The following is a 17,203-nucleotide window of genomic DNA, read 5'->3' on the forward strand; positions in this document are numbered from 1 at the left end:
CTGCTTCGGAAATACCTTCTCCGGTAAGATGCGATGAACCTCGGGGGTCTAGGTATAGGCTTCTGCATAAGGGGATTCAAATCAGGAGTGGAGTCAGCCCAATTCTCTTGGTTTGGCAGCGTATAAATAAGTGTAATACTAATAAAAACACACACTAGGAAAAGGTGAACAAAATGACAAATCCAACTCCGGACAACCAAGAAGCGATCGAGAAAGTACGCGATTTGATTAAGGGCATCGACACGGCCATGCTGACGACCGTCTCGGAAGAAGGGCTGGTTTCACGTCCCATGAAGACCCAGGATATCGAATTCGACGGCGACCTATGGTTCCTGACCAAGAAAGACACTGAGAAGTTCCATGAGCTGCTGCAAAACCGGCAGGTCAACGTAGCCTATGCCGGCAAGTCCTTCGTCTCCATCCGCGGTGAAGCCGAGCTGGTCAACAGCACCGAAAAGCTGAAGGAACTGTGGAACCCCGTTTACGAGCAGCTGCTGGAAACGAACTATGACGATCCGAACCTTGTGCTCATCAAGGTGCAGGCCGAAGCAGCCGAGTACTGGGATGCCGGCAACAAGTTCAAAATGGCCCGGTTCCTGTTCCGCAGACTGATGGGTAAAAGCAACGAAGGCACCAATATGAATCGAACTGTGGAATTGGATTAGGATAAAAAAACGGACGCCGGTTCTTAACCCGCGTCCGTTTTTATTTTCAGATCACAGTGCAGTCTCCGCCCGTCCCTGTCCACACGAGCGTTCAGCCCTAAGTCTACTGCCCCTGCTTCGCCCGGTGAACCGTCAGCGTGACCCGGTTGGTCTCACACATGAAGGTAGAGAGATGCACCGGCTCATCCTTGGCGTCAAAGGCCACTTTTAAAATTCGGAACAGATTCGCCCCGATGTCGCATTCCAGCAGCTTGGCATACTCCTTCGTCGCGCCGATCACATCGATCTCTTTATCGTTGCTAACGATTTCCGTTCCGTAATCCTCGGACAGAATTTTATACGTCGATTCGTTCGTAGTAATCTTCTTTTCCAGGTCGGGAAAGCGGGTCAGCGAATAATGCGCGATGTCGTAAAACAGCGGACGGTCATTGACGTACATAAGCCGCTCCAGCTCGAGCACCGGGCTGCCCGCATCGATGCGAAGATACCTGGCCACGTCTTCGGTCGCTTCGATCACGTCGCTCCTGAGTATCCGGGAATTCGGAATCATCCCAAGCTGATGGCTGAATTCGGAGAATCCGCTTACAGACAGCAGCTCATTATGGAATTTGTTGGAGGCCACGAACGTCCCCCGCCGTGGAATCCGGGTCAGCGCCCCTTCCCGGACCAGCTCCTCGATCGCTTTGCGGATCGTAATCCGGCTCACGCTATAAATATCGCAAAGCTCGGCCTCTGTCGGGATCTGCTCATCCGGTTTGTAGCGCCCCTGCTGTATATCATTCTTCAACATTTGCCTGATCTGCATGTACAGCGGCTGAGGGGTTGAAGGATTCAAATTCATTGAACATTCATCCTTATCCATCAATGATCAAATTTGTATCTCTCTATTATACATTGATGGCTACGTCCAGTCACCATGCAGCAAAGTAGCTGATCGTCTTTGCGGCTTTATCGGCGCCCTGCTCCAGGCAGGCTGCGACCGGAAGCCCTTTCAGAATACCGTATATAAATCCGGCAATAAATGAATCACCCGCTCCCAGCGTATCGACTACCTCCACCTCCGTAATTCCGTGCTTGTAGAACCGTTCTCCATCGTAGGCCAAAGAACCGTTTTCTCCAAGCGTGGCTACGACGATTTTGGAGCCCCGGTCCTTGATCTCCCGCATGAGGCGGCGGATATGTTCGTCATCCTGTGTATAGGACAAGAACGGGTAGTCCACGTATGGCGTCAGTGTCGTCACCAGCTCATGATCCAGCTTATCGGCAAAGTCGAAGGAAGTCAGCAGTCCTTTTTCCTTAAAATTAGCGAAATACGAATCGGCATGGCCCCAAATCGCGGAATGCACCAGCTGGAATGACTCCGTAAAGCGCAGATCCTCGGAGTTCAAGGCGAAATCAGCCATCACGCCTTCTTCATAATCGCCCAGCTTTCTTTCGCTGCCTACCATATCGACGTAGGTCACCGCCGTGCGGCCTTCTTGGACCGAGACCTTGGACGTATCTACGCCCTTGCCCCGAATCGCCTGAACCATAATCTCCCCATACCGGTCGTTGCCCACCCAGCCGATATAGGCTGTCTCCGCACCCAGTTCGGTCAAATAGACGGCTACGTTTACCGGATTTCCTCCAGGACAGGCTTTCCCCGAGGATCGGTAAACATCCATACAATTGTCTCCGACTGTAACGATTCGCATCTTGTCTCACCTTCCCGTGTAAGGAAGGAGCTCTGCCGGGATAGGCAGCGCTCCCCGTACGTATTAGTATTCCATCTTGCGATAGTATCGTCTCAAAGTCAGCGGATGGTTTCTTTCGCGTTCCAGATAAACGCTGATCCGGCTCAGCAACGCCCAGTTGATACTCACGGCAAAATGCTTCCGGAACTCATCGCTGATCCCTTCCATCACAAAATCTTTCGTGTCGATCACCGTCAGCCGTTTGGTGACCTTCTCGGCAAATCGTTCCACACGGTCCGCCAGCGGTCTCGTTTCATCCTCACCCTTCAGCAGAATGACGCTTGTATCTTCTACGACGAGCTCCAGGGTGCCGTGGAAAAATTCAGCCGCATGGATGGACTTGGCCGGAATCCACTGCATCTCTTCCAGCACGCACATAGCGTAGGAATAGGTGTTGCCCCACAGGTTCCCCGAGCCGACCATCATGTGGTAGTTCGTATCTTTATGCTCAACGGCAAAGGCCTCGGCACGCTTATCAAACGCTTTGACGGCATCCAGAATGGCTTGCGGCAGCAGGGCGACTTCCTTGGTGAATTGCTCATACTGAGGGAACTCGTTATTGTTATACATGAACCGGAATACGACCATGTACAGCAGCATGAAGAACGTATCGAAGGAGTGCTTCTCCGACCCGGTCGTAATGCAGTGATCAACCAGCTTCGTGATCGGCGTGTCCGGCTCGGCCACCAGGGCAAAGGTCGTTGCACCCCGCTCTTTGCAGTACTCGATCGCCTCGATAGTCTCCTTCGTCGTTCCGGATACCGAGGTGAAGATGCACACGGAATCCTTGCTGAAATGCTTGTTGTTCATCACCAGAAATTCAGCGGCGATTTCGGCGTGCGCGTCGATCTTGGAGCTCGATTTCAGGATATATTCATACGGGTACATCATCGCGATGGTACCGCCCGCGCCGATCATGAAGATGTTGCTGTAGCCTTTGCTGCAGATCCCGTCGACAATGTCCTCAATCTGGCTTCGGTAAGCGAGGCCTTCCTTTTCCACCAATCTTAGAAACAGCTCTTCGTCAAAATTAAACATGTCGCGTTCCCTCCTGTGCTGGAGCGGTTGCCGCCCCTCTATTTGTTATGTCTTGTATTATAATTAGATATTACTAAACTTACAATTCTTTTTTTGCGGGTTGGGCCATCATTGGGGGGCTGCTGTCCTGGTGTCGATGGCGTCCGTATTTCTTTTCCCAATAGTAATAGACAGGCAGGCCGGTGACGATCACGATCAGCGCCGCAATCATCCCCTCGAGCGGAGCCCAGGTGAAGGTTCCCCACGCCAGCCAGGCTGCGCCCAAGATCGCCAGCACCGTTGTAATTCTCCAGAAAGGCATGCGGTAGATCGGCTTGTAGTCCTCTCTTTTCCGGCACTTATAAATCGCAGCAAAGTCCAGGATGTTAATCACCAGCTGAATCAGCGTAAAGTAACCCAGCAGTGCGGTTAAATCGCTGAAAAATACGAGAATGCAGGCATACGTAACTTGGGCCAGAATCGAGAAGCTCGGCGTTTCGTACTTGGGATGGACTTTTGCAAAGCGCTGAAAGAACAGCCCGTCCTTGGCCATGGCATACTCAAGACGCGGCTGGAACATGATGCAAGAGCTTAACGCGCCGAGGATGACGATAATGGCTGTGATTGCCACGAAAGACGAGGCGATGCCGGAGAACCCCGGAATGTAGCTGACCGCATCGGACACGGCGGCGCTGGAGCCCATCAGCTTGTCAAACGGCATTAAACCGGTAATGCAAACAGACAGCAGCGTGTAAAGACCAAGAACGATCAGCACCGAGCTGATGAGTGCCTTCGGCAGCACCTTCCCGGGATTTCGGATTTCCCCTGCCATAAAGCAGATTGACGCCATTCCCGTATACGCCCAGGTTGTGGCCGACACTCCGCCGATCAGGCTGCCGCTGTGCGTTCCCGCCGCAGGCGTATATGAAAAATGATCATAGTTCATATACATCAAGCCCAGCGCGATGACGATGAGGAACGGAATGATCTTGAGCAAAGTAATGATGACTTGAAAGCGGCCGCCCTCCTTTACGCTGCGGTAATGAATGGAGGTAATGAACAAAATAATGGCAATGCCCAGGAGCTTGCCCGCAATCCCGCTAAAGAACGGGAAGAAGCTTGCCAGATAAGTGACGATCGCGAGTGCCATGATCGAGATGGACGGAGGATCGAGCGCCCAGAACGTCGCCCATCCGTACAGGAAGGCAAGCGGCCGCCAACCCGCTTTGTTCAGATACACGTAACCGCTTCCATTTTCCGGATAAGCAGTAGACAGCTCGGCCAGCACCATAACCTGCGGGATGGCAATAACGCCGCCGATAATCCAGGCCAGGATGGACATGGAAGGCAGACCCGCAGCCCTTGCCACATCCCCGGTCGAGACGAAGATTCCGGAGCCGATCGTTGTTCCCACTGCTAAGGCCAAGGCTGACCAGAAGCCCAGCTTTCTTGTAAGTGTGCCATTACTCATCGTGAGTTCCTCCCAATCCGAATGATCAGATGCCCAGTTCCCTAATTTTTTGAATGGATTGCTTAACCGTCTCGTGCGGGTGTTGATAATAACGGTGTCCCATAATCTCCAGCGTGCAGGTCCCTTGGTAGCTCAGGCTTTGAAGGTCGGTGACATACCCTCTCCAATCCAGTATCCCGTCGTCCAGAGCCAGATGCGCATCCGAAGTTCCGTCTCCGTCGATCAGATGAAAATGACACAGATCCGGCAGTACGGAGAAATAATCCTCCGGCGTTTCGCCGGCCAGATGCATGGCTACCGAGTCGATCATTCCCTGAAGCGCCGGGGACCTTATCTCATCCAGCAATTTCCGGATTCCCTTGACGTCCGTCATCAAGTTTGACTCGAAGCGGGTCAGGGGCTCCAAAGCAAGCGTCACGCCTTCCTGCTCCGCCACCCGGGCCAGCCTGCCGATCGAATCGGCCGCGTACGTCCATGACTGATCCTCAGACAGATGGAAGTCTCCGATCCCTGAGGTGACCAGCATCATGCTGCAGTCCAATTCCAACGCGGCGTACATATTCTCGATAAAATAGTCTACGCTCTTCTGCCGCAGATCCGGATCGGATGCCGCCAGATTGTAAGGGTACACGCACTGTTCCGGCGTATAGCAGACCACCTTCATCTGCCTGGAGCGAAGTTCCTGACGGATGCGCCTTACTTGGCTAAGGCCGCCCCGATACACATAGAAATGCGGCTCACCTGCCCACAGCTCGATGCGATCCACCCCGAGCTCCGTCATGGAATCGAGAAAGTGTTCAAAAGGAAAATGCCTATACGTAATATTCATGCCTGCAAGATCCATCGCTTCACCTCCAAAATGATAGCGCTTTTAATTGTTATGTCTTGTATTATAATTAAGTAATACATAATGTCAACCCATTCGTTTAAAATAAAAAAATCCCGCTGTGGCACCCGCCCTAGAAAGGGGGTGCTGCGGGATATCTAGAGAAAAGAATATAGCTTAGCGGTATTCATAACTTACATCGACATAACTCGACTCAGCTTGGCGGATCAGCAGCCGCCTCCTGTTTTTGCTGTGAAATATAGTGCTCTCCCACTTTCATGATCTGCTCCAAAATGGGCTCCAAACGCTGGCCAAACTCCGTCAGCGAATATTCAACTTTTGGCGGCACGGTCAAAAATGCATTTCGCTGTACGATACCGCCTTCTTCCAACTCCCGCAGCTGTGTCGTCAGCACATGCCTGGAAACACCGGGAATTCGCCGGTGAAGCTCGCCGAAACGGCACGTTTGCTGAAGCAGCTCGTAGATAATCTTCGGTTTCCATTTCCCGTTGATCAGCTGCAGTCCCACATCTACCGGACAACCAAATGTTCCATCCTGATAAGGCATCTTTTCCTCCTGCTGGTCAGGTTTTTATGACTACGTCATCTATTTCTGCGTACTTCAATACCGGTGAAGGATCGTATAAGCTACCTGTATATTTCCATTATACGAAAAGAGGCGATCTTATGAAGCCACCATTGAACTTCAATCCGGTCATGCGGCCGGAGGACATGAATGCTGCTTTTGCCGAGGCCTTCAACTCCGGCGATATCAACGCACTGCTTTCGTTATACGAATCAAACAGCATTTTGATAAACCCAGCCGGCGAGCTTGACCAAGGAATCGAAAAAATCCGCAGAACGCTCGAGGATTTGCTGCAGCTGCAGGGACGCATGACGTCCAGGAACATTTACTGCATCCCATTCGAAAATATCGCTTTGCTGCGTGCCCATTTCATCCTTCATACACAGGATGGGAACGGCAATCCGGCTCAGGTGGAAGGACATACGTCTGAAGTGATAAGACGGCAAACCGACGGAAGCTGGCGGTACATCGTAGACCACCCTTCGGGCTCCGAAATTTTGGAACGAATACGTTCATGCTGAGGATTTTCGCAGGAGGTTATGCCCGCTTCATGTCGAAAACCTCTAAAGCAGCCTGTTAGCGGCCGGCAAGCGAATGCAAGCAGAATGATTAAGGAACCGAGGAACAGACAAATGACACTTCAATCGCTATTTAACAATTATTTGAACATCAAATTTAATAGAGGATTCGAGCTTGATCACACGGAAGGCTTTAAATACGGCCTTTTCGAGGATGGCAGCGCCGAATTATTTTTTGCCGATCATGATGACGAACCGTTTGTGGAATGGGCAGACGCATTACAGCCGAAAGATCCCCGGTACACGGCTAACCCCGACTGGAGCCCGCTGCTCTCGGGTTACTTTCCGGACCTCGATGTCTACGATGAGCAGATCCTCTATTTTCTCCTGTATACGATCAATTCGACGACGTCCATTGCAAGTCCCCATCCTTACCGTGCAATGAATGATTTCATGAAACATTACTGCTTTTTTCAATTGGGACAGTTGACAGATGCGGCCCGGTTGAATGAAGTGCAGAAAGAGCAGCTAAGGGACTTTTTCTTCTTTTTCTACCTTTATGCCCACCCGGTTAACGAGGAAACTCTGTACGGCTTTTCTTTCCGGGGCCGGGATTTGGTTCATACGAAAACGGGTATCCGCGTAGAGCGCTATTTTTCCTTATACCACGATTACTACTGCGACAAGCACGATGAGTATAAGGATCGATGGCTAATCACTCCTCACGAAATTCAGGCCGATAAACACCTCACGCTGGAGCTGCTAAGATCGATTGAGGGTAAATCATCCAGGCTGCTTATGCCTTCGGAAGAAGGTTTCGAGACCGTACTGCGGCTGATCAATGACGTGGATGAGCTGCTCCGGATGCACTCGGAACATCAAACAACATTTTTCGATTTGCTGAGAGACGCTCTCTTGGATGCCGGAACCAACCCGTATCGAGAATACGGATTCCGCATGCTGCTTCAGAATTATGTCTGTTATATCCTTTATTTTCAGTTTGATAACATTCATGATTTGGTCGATCATCTCAAGGACACCCCGTTAGCGTGCCAAAAAATCGTCAACATGCTCTTTGCGGACGCCATTTTTATTCAGAAAATCATGCGGCAGCACCGGATCGATATCGCCGAGTATCAGGACGTAACCGGATTTTTTGGAGAAGAAACCCGGGAGATGTATTTGTAAGGGAATTCCTTTTCCATTAAAGATTGTCCATATTTTGGCGGAAGTTTTGATAACCTCCTGACGCGAGCTTATCATTTGGGACGGCATTACGACAACGTTTCAGAGGCTGTGAATTAATCGGGGAGCGCTGCGGAAATCCGGCTCCGGCTCGAAATGAAATGTAATGCCTTTGCCATGGTGGTATGGCCTGCAGTGCCGTGTCCAAGCTCATCCTCTATGAATACGTTGTAGGAATTTCATTAGAGAGGTGAGAGCATGATTCAACTAAGCGGGATCGTAGGCGGAAAAACGCCGGTCAAAGTAGGGCCGCGGAAAACACTGCTGCTGCAGCAAATCGTCATCCGGGTGAAAAAGGGAAGAAAATTGGTGTTAAACAACCTCAATTTTTTGTTCAATAATGAAGCCTTTGCGATTAAAATCGAGGCCCAGCCGTCTCCGGGAAAGTTTGTTGCCCGAGGCGGTGCCGGGGATTTAACGCCAAACAAAGTGTTATTTAACAACAACACCGGCGAAGATCAAATCATTTTCCTCTTGGTCAGCGCCGTGAATACCTCGAGAACCTCCACGGAGCTCAGCCGCTCGGACAGCTGGCGTATGACTCTCAAGCGGTGATTATTCAGGTTGCGGTGGAGAGACGAACGAAGTTTGAGAAAGCGGAATTCAGCCCTTTCCGGCCATTGGCCGGATGGGGCTTTTTCTTATCCAGGACGCCTCATCTGAAATATTTTAAACCATACAATAAATGTCGTGACGCTTGAGCAGCTTCATGGCTTGCTCCGCCATCATTGCGGGCGGATGCGGCATCTGGTTCGCAATCCACCATTCTACCGTTCCAACGAATGCTGAAGCCGTAAACTGAAGCGTGACTTCCGGATCCATGCCTCGGTTGGCTCCCTCCATATCGATCTGCTTCTGGATCAAGGTCTTCGTAATTCCCAGCATACATTCGCGAAACGCGACCGTATTTTGACTGGATAGCATGGAAGAGAAAAACAGAAAATGATCCTCGAAATAAGCGAACAGCGATTTCAGCGCTTCCGTTGCTTCGAATAGATCCGTTACTTTTTGCTGGAAAGACTTGTTGAGCGAGCAAGCCGTAACCATTTGGTTCAAATGATCTTCGATACATTTGTCGAGCAGATCGTATTTATCTGCATAATGAAGATACACCGTTGCCCGGTTGACGTTTGCCCGTTCGGCAATATCGTTTATGGTAATCCGATCGAACGCCTTCTCTGCGAACAGTTCCACGAATGCTCGATTGATGGCTTCCTTTGTTCTTGTAATGCGCCGGTCTTTTTTGACTTTAACTTCCATGGATCGGTTACCTCCCTATAGTTAATCGACAATATTAATATGAATGTCGCGTATCATACGGATCCTAGTGATTTAACGATTGAATCGATTCCTTCTCTCTATATAATATTAATCAACGGACGTTAAATAAACAACACGTGTAGTGAAATGCTGTCGACAGCACGATACAATAAATTATTATTGGGAGACGATGACCCATGGAAAATATAAAATCGAAAGTAGTTATTTTGACCGGAGCGACCGGCGGAATCGGTGAAGCGACAGCAAAACTGCTCGCCCAGCACGGAGCCAAGCTCGTATTGGCTGCCAGAAGAGAAGATCGGCTGCAATCTCTTGCCGACGATATCATAAAGAGCGGCGGAGAAGCGATTGTCCTGCCGACCGACGTGAGCTCAGCGCGTGGGATGCAGGAATTAGCACAGGCTGCACTGCAAAAATACGGGCGGATCGACGTGCTGATCAACAATGCCGGTATTATGCCCAATTCCTGGTTGAACGAATTGAAGATCGACGATTGGGACCGCATGATCGACGTGAACATCAAGGGCGTATTGTACGGCATCGCCGCGGCTTTGCCAGCGATGAGGAAGCAGCAAGCGGGGCATATCGTCAACATTTCTTCGCTTATGGGGCACAAGGTCGTTCCGGTAACGGCCGTGTACAGCGCCACTAAGCATGCCGTGCGGGCGATCACTGAAGGACTGCGTCAGGAGGAATCACCGACTTCGCGCATCCGGACCACCAACATCTCTCCAGGGATGGTGGCGACGGAAACGGCGATCAGTGTTCTTCCACCCGAGTACCAAGATGCCGTTGCGCCAGGGAGCGGGATGGCACTGTCACCAGACAGCGTCGCCAGAGCCGTTGCCTACGCCATCAACGAGCCTGACGATGCCGCCATAAACGAAATCACGATCCGGCCTACCATGCAAGAAATCTGAAAACGGACCGCCCTCGCATGCAATGCATGTCAGAGGGCGGTCTTTTTTGTTCTCGGAGCCAACGGCTGTGGGAAGTCAACCCTGCTGAAAACCATGGCCAGACTCATTAAGCCGTCTTCCGGCAGCATTACGCTTGACGGTAAGCCCATCGGCAAATATTCGCGGAAACACTTGGCACGGGTCCTAGGCTTGCTGCCGAAATCGCCTATTGTGCCGGAGGGGATTTCGGTAGCGGACTTGGTAGGCCGCGGAAGACCGGATGGACCAAAAAGGATTACGAGGCCGTTGCTGAAGCAATGAGGATTATGGATATCACCGAACTGGCCAACCACCACATTGACGAGCTCTCAGGCGGCCAGCGGCAGCGCGTCCGGATTGCGATGGCATTGGCACAGCAGACCGATATTTTATTTCTTGATGAACCAACGACCTTTCTGGATATCACCTATCAAGTCGAAATTCTGGACCTGCTCACCGACCTGAACCGAAAGTACGGAACAACGATCGTGATGGTTCTTCATGACATCAACCTGTCCGCACGTTATGCTGACCATATTTTTGCGCTGTATAAAGGAGCGCTTATGGCTGAGGGTGCGCCATCCAAAGTGATTACCAGCACGCTTGTTAAGGACATTTTCGGACTCGATTGCATGTTGATCGGAGATCCTGTTTCTGGATCTCCCTTAGTGATTCCTAAGGGGAGGCATCATGCGTGTCAAGTTGAGCAGTGAGGTTGATGGAACAAGAGCCCAAGAAGTCTCTCGTCTCTAAATGGAAAAACAGTTTGGACTTTTCTTGATCTTCTTTTGCCGTGCAGTTTTAAGGTATTGTTTGTTATACGAACACTCAGGCACATGTACGGAGAAGATGAAAAGTAGCGACAGTACTAAACACTGCTATTGACGTCTCGATTAATGAACACATATCGCGGGAACTAATGATCTGAGGATTTTCGTTATCTAGTACAGAGCTCTAAGAGAACACAATATAAGAGTGTAAAATAAATAACGCCTGTTGTTATCTCTGGACAGCTACACCGGCACTCTCTAATTAATATCAGTTTGTCTTAAACAAATACTTATAGTTTCCGATTATTATGAAAAAGGCATCCAAAATAAACGGATGCCCTTTTCATTGTTTTAAAAAATATTACGCTGAGTAAAGATCCCTTTTTAAATTCTCTATTATATACTTCATTCTTGGCTTTAAATTAACCTTTTGTTGATTAATTGAGGATGTTGTTGCTTTTTTCGAAGCAGCATTAGTATAAAACTGAACAAATATATGCAACAAGCTGACTTCTTGTAACTTTTCTTGATTTTCTTGATTTTTAAAACAGATAAAAGATTTCTCGATTACCCTAGATGCCTTCCTTAAATATATTCCATCTTTTGAATCAATGAATGCTTTACAGCAGCCCTGAGCTAGATGATAAAATGCGTTCGCGGCGTTCTCGCTTTGATCTTCCCGTGCAATATAAATATCACTGGATATTTCTAAATATTTTATCGCTTCAAATACATTGTCGTTATCGATTAGATGGTACATACCATATAGTTTTAATAACGCAGGGTAGCTTGGCGATTGAAGAACGTGATTATAACCACCTTTACAAATAATTAAATAGGCATCCTCAAATGAAGTATTCATTTGCTCAAGTAAATATTTCCTCATTGAATAATCTCTTGCTTTTGCCAAAAACAGCTTATATATTCTTGCTTTTTGAAAGCTGATATAAGGATGTCCACTTCTTCTAAATAGACGATTAAACTCCTCCTCGGTTTCAGCAAGGTAACCACTTATATCCTTCATTCTTCTTAACTTTCTATTGCTCTCATCAAATAGATTATATGCTTGGGCGATGGCTAAAGTATCAGAATTAGCTATTGGTTGCCAATCCTCCATGATTTCTCTAAGCTTTGGATTTCTAGTCATATCCAGTCTTAATTTTTCAATTGCTTCATCATTGCGTCTTCGATAATCGTTGATTTTTTCAACAAGAGTTAGAACTCCTTGACGATCAGGCAATAACTTAAGTGAAACAAACTTTAACGCCATTTCGTTTAATTCATAAAGTCCGTTAATTCTATTAATTATGAATTTCTTTATGAATAGAGATAAGATTTCATTTAAACTAGCGGCATCAATACCTGACAATTCGTGAATTGAATAGAAATCCATAGGTTCTCTATGTAGTAGAATAATATTCAATACATCCTTTAACCCATTATATTTCAACTCATATTCAGAAATTATGTTGTCAAACATATTTCTATACATGAATTCAGCTATTTCGTCAATTTCCCGATTAGGCAAATGTCGCATAGAATCAATAGATGACCGTATACTCATTATTCCATCTATTATCCTGTCAAGCATAAGAGTAATAACTAGAGTGTTGCCACAAGATAACGTCAGAAAATCTTGGATTTCTTGTTGGTCAAACTCGTGCCTATAACTTCTTAATTTACAGTAGTCCCCGATAAATTGGGAGCCAGCTTTAATTTCTTTAAATCCATTTATCTCAATTCTCTTATCTGCTATTTCTTCCTCTTGTCGTGACGTAATGATAAATTGTATATGGTGCGGGCACTCATTAATGAAATTTTCAAGTCTTGTTCTTTCTAATCCAACAATATTCTCATAATTATCAATTATAATCAATCCTTGGCTACAAGAATTGAAATACTCAAGAATAGATTCTTCTTTAGAATTATCGCATCCAAGTACTGATGCAAATATTTCACAAAGGTCATTAAAAGTTTCGTATTGAGGCTCAAAATTTTTTATTTTTATTATTCCACTTCTATCGAAAGCAAGCTTATTAGATTTTGACGATGCCCAGCATATAAAATCGTATGAATACATTCCCTCATTAACTTTATCAAGTAGGTTATAACAAAACTCTAATGCCAATGCTGTTTTTCCAACACCGCCGTAACCATGTAATACTACGCTACTGCTTTTTCGACGATTTGTTAATAAGTATTGATTCATTAAGTCATATTCTGTCTCACGCATTAATAATTGTTCATGCACTAGACTTACAGAATACAAATTGTGTTTCAAAATTGGTTTGGAATCTAACTTTGTTAGTAGTGCAGTAATTTCTTTTTTTAAGTCTTCCCCACTTACATACCAGAAGTATTTTTCCTCTAATGTTGAAAGACTCATAAAAATGAAATGAATGATTTGCCTTGCTTCATCTAAACTAACCCGTCTTGACCCTGGATGAGAACAGGCGTTTCTAACTATTAAATAGAGGTTCAAAGTTGATTCAAATTCTCTCCCAAATCTCTTTATGTACTCAGTAAAATATGGCTCGTTAAGTAAAAACATTATATCAATTATCTCTGAAAGATAGGGAACGTCCGAATCTTGGTAGTGACTTTTTTTATCGTAACAATTAAATGCAAACACAATTGATTCATAAAATGATTTTAAATTCCCATCCTTCAACCATTTCGTTATCTTTCCAATATACTTTTGGAATAATAGTGGCTTTACTCCAATATTAGAAGTATCAAACGCATTCTTTAAAGTCATAATTAAAGTTTCAAAAGAATTGTAATCTTTATGCTTCTGAAGGATTTGTTCAGAAATAAAGGACCTTAATCCAACTTCAAATTCCTTAAGTATAGAATCAAATTCTGAGCACTGTTTTGAACTAATAAACATATTTTCACCTCTATACGAAGTACTTTATTTGAAAGAAAAAACTCTAGTAAATTATATAATAATCGTCTTGTTGGTTGAAGGAAAATATTTACACCTATAGTAGGGCTTTGAATCAACGGATTTCCTTTTGCTCAGCTAAAGATTTTATTGGGGATTCTCCATGCAAAATGTAACGCCTTTTTCTCAGTACAGCGTGCTTTGACAAGGCATAACTTTTTAATTCCTATTCATGTGTCAAACCCCATAGGATCCAAGAAATCCCCTAAAAAAGCTGACAATGGGACTGTAGTGGGCGCTTTGACCAACCGATAAATGCGGATTGGTCCGCACTAAAAAAAATACCATTGACGGCTTTCCATGCCGTCAATGGTTGTTTTTGAATTATTTTATTACTTATCTATCAGATGTGTTACTTTAAGCATTCTTCTGATCAAGGTACCTCAGACCGCATTATAATGACTTTTTGGTGATATTTAACAGTTTACTTTATTCTACTTCCCGATTTACTTCCAGATCTCTTCCGCGATTTCTTTAATAAAAGCAAGCTTGCGCCATTGCTGCTCCTCGGTCAGGTGGTTGCCTTCTTCCGTAGAGGCGAAGCCGCATTGCGGGCTCAGGCAAATCCGGTTCAGGTCGACGTACTGTGTCGCTTCCTCGATCCGTTTCAGGATGTCCTCTTTATTTTCCAGCTCACCGAATTTAGAAGAGAACAGGCCCAGCACGACCTGCTGATTGTCCTTCAGGAAGCGCAGCGGCTTGAAATCGCCTGCCCGCTCGGTATCGAACTCCAGATAATAGCCGGAGTAGTTATCGATACCCAGGAGCGTTTGCGCGATCGGCTCGTAGCCTCCTCCAACTCCGGCGTAAGTCGATACATAATTACCGCGGCATACATGCGTGGTGACGACGAGGTCATCCGGAAGACCGGATACCACTTCCTCATTCAATCTTGCAAATTCATTCGCATATTCTGCCACGTTGACGCCGGCCTGCTTCATAAACGCCATAAACTGTTCGTCGCAAAGCGCTCCCCACGTGCAATCGTCGATTTGGAGGCTGCGGCAGCCGGCTTCATAGAGTGCAAGGATCGCTGCTTTGTAGGCTTTGGCAATATCCGTAACAAGCTCTTCCCGATTCGGATAGATGGCTTGCGTGCTCTCCTGATTTTCTGCCCGGTCCAGCTCGAACAGGAACTGCGCGGCCGCAGGAATGGATTGACGCACAACGACATCTTCGCCAGCAACCTCTTTTAAAAACGCATAATGCGATACAAACGGATGGCTGCTGTAACCCACTTTACCAGTCAGGCGGGCGGTTTCGGGTCTGGACTGTGCACCGTTAAATTGGTAGCCTTGATCAACAATGGTCCGCTCTACGCCATCCAAGCCCCAGAAGAAGTCCAGATGCCACCAAGAACGGCGGAATTCGCCGTCGGTGACCGCTTGAAGCCCTACTTCTTTTTGCTTCTGCACGAGCTTGATGATCTCGGCGCTCTCTACTTCACTTAGCTGCTCAGCGGTGATTTCACCGTTCTGGAATTGGGCTCTGGCTTCTTTCAACGCTTGGGGGCGCAAAAAGCTGCCGACGATATCATATCGAAACGGAGTAACGGTTCGTTTTGTAGGTTTGGTTTGTGTGCTCATCGGCTAACCTCCTCGGAAAATAATATTAAAATCACTATAGCATAACCCCTTGGGTATAACGTTCTACTAAAAGGTTATAGCCTGTTATAGCTATTAACTATAGCTGATTTTCTTTTTACAGGATGCCTCTGTGCTTGCCCTATTAGGTGTTTTTCCTTCATTGTAAAAAACTTCAAGTTCCCGTATTCTTAATCTTGTTACAAGCTTTTTGCATCATGCACGTAGGAATGGAGACTTTGACCGCCATGAAATCATCCTTCTTAACCCGGCCTTTCTATTTCCTGTGGACCACCCAGACGGCGGCAAACGCCGCGGATGTGCTCTACATTATGGCGCTTACGGTGCTGGTGTTAAACCAGACCGAATCACTCATATCGGCGGCGTTTATGCCGCTGATGCGCAGCGGCGCCCAAATGCTGAGCGGCCTGATCGCGCCGCTGCTGTTGAACCGCTTCAAACTTCCATCCCTGCTGCTCCTCTCGCAGACGGGCCAGTTTCTGCTGTTCGTAGGCTTGGCCGTTTACCTGCAGCTTACCGGAAAGGACGCTGTGTTTGTTCTGGTGTTTGCGCTGGTCTTCGCCATGTCTTTCCTGGACGGGTGGACGGTTCCCGCCCGCAACGCGCTTGTTCCGCGGCTCGTCGCACATGAGCAGGGCCTGCTCAAGGCCAACAGCTTGATCAGCGTCAGCGATCAGGTCGTACAGTTTGCCGGCTGGGGGCTCAGCGGCGTTATTGTCGCCTTGCTTGGACCCAGTCCAACACTGTTGGTGACGGCCGTCGTCTACGGGCTGGCAGCGGCTTTTACACTAGGCGTCAAGGAGCCGGCGGAAGCCCATCTTGAACAGCAGCCGACCGACGCAGTGCCTGACGACAGCTTAGCAGCGGCTCCAGCTTCCAGATGGCACACCTTGACCGAGGGCTGGAAAATCATCTGGCAAATGCCGCGCCTGCGGCTGCTGACCTTCATGGACATCATCGACATGCTGGGCGGTTCGGTATGGGTCGGCGCTTTTACGCTGGCCTTCGTTCAGACGGCACTTGGCCAAGGCGAAGAGTGGTGGGGCTTCATTAATGCGGCTTATTTTGCGGGGACAGTCGGCGGCGGACTGCTGGTTCTGGCCATTTCACGCGCCATCGGCAGCAGCCTTCTGGCCGCCATGCTGATCGGCATGGCGGGGTATGGCATCCTCACCGCCATATACGCCCTCAACACCCAGCCCTTTATCGCGCTCATTCTCGTCCTGCTGATGGGCCCATTCGCTGAGCTTTCGGTGATCAACCGCCGCACCTTGATTCAGCGCAGCGTTGACAAAGGGGTGCTGCCGAAAGTGCTGTCCGCCCAAGCCTCCTTGCTGAATCTGGTGTTCTGTATTTCGCTGCTCGTTATGGCTGCCCTTGCCGAATGGCTCGGCATTGTGAACCTATACTTGTTAGCAGCAGTCCTAACCTTGCTGGCGCTGGGAGTCGGCCTGATCGGCCGTCAGGCTTTCCGTAACGAATCTGCTCCCGGCGCACGAATGTAAATTCCGCTAAAAAACCACTCCATGATCTGGAGTGGTTTCTGTCTTTTATATGCTGATGGAACGGTATCGTCCAAACCGCTGAGATACAGTTCATATC

The 17,203-nt window shown here is 47.9% G+C and carries 15 protein-coding genes and 1 pseudogene; 7 read left to right on the plus strand and 9 right to left on the minus strand.

What is annotated here, in order from left to right:
* Nucleotides 1–173 precede the first annotated feature (173 nt).
* Nucleotides 174–665, plus strand: coding sequence for a pyridoxamine 5'-phosphate oxidase family protein (locus KI379_RS28730; RefSeq protein ID WP_089549529.1), 492 nt, complete (start codon nucleotides 174–176; stop codon nucleotides 663–665).
* Between the two features lie 103 nt (nucleotides 666–768).
* Here the strand turns inward: KI379_RS28730 and KI379_RS28735 are convergent, their stop codons facing one another.
* From KI379_RS28735 to KI379_RS28760, 6 genes are all read right to left on the minus strand, one after another.
* Complete coding sequence (locus tag KI379_RS28735) at nucleotides 769–1,506, minus strand: GntR family transcriptional regulator (protein WP_076172305.1); 738 nt, start codon at nucleotides 1,504–1,506, stop codon at nucleotides 769–771.
* A 70-nt stretch (nucleotides 1,507–1,576) separates the two neighbouring features.
* Nucleotides 1,577–2,359 (minus strand): fructoselysine 6-kinase, encoded by a 783-nt coding sequence (gene frlD / locus KI379_RS28740; protein ID WP_212985708.1) that lies wholly within the window; start codon nucleotides 2,357–2,359, stop codon nucleotides 1,577–1,579.
* 63 nt (nucleotides 2,360–2,422) lie between these two features.
* A complete protein-coding gene (locus tag KI379_RS28745; RefSeq protein WP_212985709.1) occupies nucleotides 2,423–3,436 on the minus strand; it encodes an SIS domain-containing protein in 1,014 nt (337 codons plus the stop codon).
* Nucleotides 3,437–3,515: 79 nt separating this feature from the next.
* Nucleotides 3,516–4,886, minus strand: a complete 1,371-nt coding sequence (locus KI379_RS28750; protein ID WP_212985710.1) for an amino acid permease — start codon at nucleotides 4,884–4,886, stop codon at nucleotides 3,516–3,518.
* A 25-nt stretch (nucleotides 4,887–4,911) separates the two neighbouring features.
* Complete coding sequence (locus KI379_RS28755; RefSeq protein WP_212985711.1) at nucleotides 4,912–5,730, minus strand: TIM barrel protein; 819 nt, start codon at nucleotides 5,728–5,730, stop codon at nucleotides 4,912–4,914.
* 196 nt (nucleotides 5,731–5,926) lie between these two features.
* Nucleotides 5,927–6,280 (minus strand): winged helix-turn-helix transcriptional regulator, encoded by a 354-nt coding sequence (locus KI379_RS28760; RefSeq protein WP_089549524.1) that lies wholly within the window; start codon nucleotides 6,278–6,280, stop codon nucleotides 5,927–5,929.
* 119 nt (nucleotides 6,281–6,399) lie between these two features.
* On the opposite strand from KI379_RS28760, the gene KI379_RS28765 reads away from it, so the two are divergent.
* The 3 genes from KI379_RS28765 to KI379_RS28775 all read left to right on the plus strand — a co-directional run bounded on the left by KI379_RS28765 (nucleotide 6,400) and on the right by KI379_RS28775 (nucleotide 8,616).
* Nucleotides 6,400–6,819 carry a YybH family protein gene (locus tag KI379_RS28765; RefSeq protein WP_212985712.1) on the plus strand — a complete coding sequence of 140 codons (420 nt, stop codon included), beginning with the start codon at nucleotides 6,400–6,402 and terminating at the stop codon, nucleotides 6,817–6,819.
* A gap of 111 nt (nucleotides 6,820–6,930) precedes the next feature.
* The gene (locus tag KI379_RS28770; protein WP_212985713.1) at nucleotides 6,931–8,004 is read left to right on the plus strand and encodes a hypothetical protein; all 1,074 of its coding nucleotides are present in this window, start codon (nucleotides 6,931–6,933) and stop codon (nucleotides 8,002–8,004) included.
* A 255-nt stretch (nucleotides 8,005–8,259) separates the two neighbouring features.
* Nucleotides 8,260–8,616 (plus strand): hypothetical protein, encoded by a 357-nt coding sequence (locus KI379_RS28775; RefSeq protein WP_076172322.1) that lies wholly within the window; start codon nucleotides 8,260–8,262, stop codon nucleotides 8,614–8,616.
* 114 nt (nucleotides 8,617–8,730) lie between these two features.
* On the opposite strand, the gene KI379_RS28780 is transcribed toward KI379_RS28775, so the two are convergent.
* Entirely contained in the window at nucleotides 8,731–9,321 is a 591-nt protein-coding gene (locus tag KI379_RS28780; protein ID WP_212985714.1) for a TetR/AcrR family transcriptional regulator, read from the minus strand.
* A 197-nt stretch (nucleotides 9,322–9,518) separates the two neighbouring features.
* On the opposite strand from KI379_RS28780, the gene KI379_RS28785 reads away from it, so the two are divergent.
* A complete protein-coding gene (locus KI379_RS28785; RefSeq protein ID WP_212985715.1) occupies nucleotides 9,519–10,262 on the plus strand; it encodes an SDR family oxidoreductase in 744 nt (247 codons plus the stop codon).
* A gap of 48 nt (nucleotides 10,263–10,310) precedes the next feature.
* Nucleotides 10,311–10,993 (plus strand): annotated as a pseudogene (locus KI379_RS28790) (ABC transporter ATP-binding protein); the annotation flags it as partial.
* Nucleotides 10,994–11,411: 418 nt separating this feature from the next.
* Here the strand turns inward: KI379_RS28790 and KI379_RS28795 are convergent.
* Nucleotides 11,412–13,940, minus strand: a complete 2,529-nt coding sequence (locus tag KI379_RS28795) for an ATP-binding protein (RefSeq protein ID WP_212985716.1) — start codon at nucleotides 13,938–13,940, stop codon at nucleotides 11,412–11,414.
* A gap of 503 nt (nucleotides 13,941–14,443) precedes the next feature.
* Nucleotides 14,444–15,583: a 5-methyltetrahydropteroyltriglutamate--homocysteine S-methyltransferase gene (locus tag KI379_RS28800; protein WP_212985717.1), complete on the minus strand. Its 1,140-nt coding sequence runs from the start codon at nucleotides 15,581–15,583 to the stop codon at nucleotides 14,444–14,446.
* A gap of 245 nt (nucleotides 15,584–15,828) precedes the next feature.
* Here KI379_RS28800 and KI379_RS28805 point away from each other — a divergent pair, with 245 nt between their 5' ends.
* Nucleotides 15,829–17,106, plus strand: a complete 1,278-nt coding sequence (locus KI379_RS28805) for an MFS transporter (RefSeq protein ID WP_212985718.1) — start codon at nucleotides 15,829–15,831, stop codon at nucleotides 17,104–17,106.
* Nucleotides 17,107–17,203 lie beyond the last annotated feature (97 nt).

Origin of the sequence: Paenibacillus cineris (genome assembly GCF_018333335.1) — a bacterium.
GTDB classification, from domain to species: domain Bacteria; phylum Bacillota; class Bacilli; order Paenibacillales; family Paenibacillaceae; genus Paenibacillus_AQ; species Paenibacillus_AQ favisporus.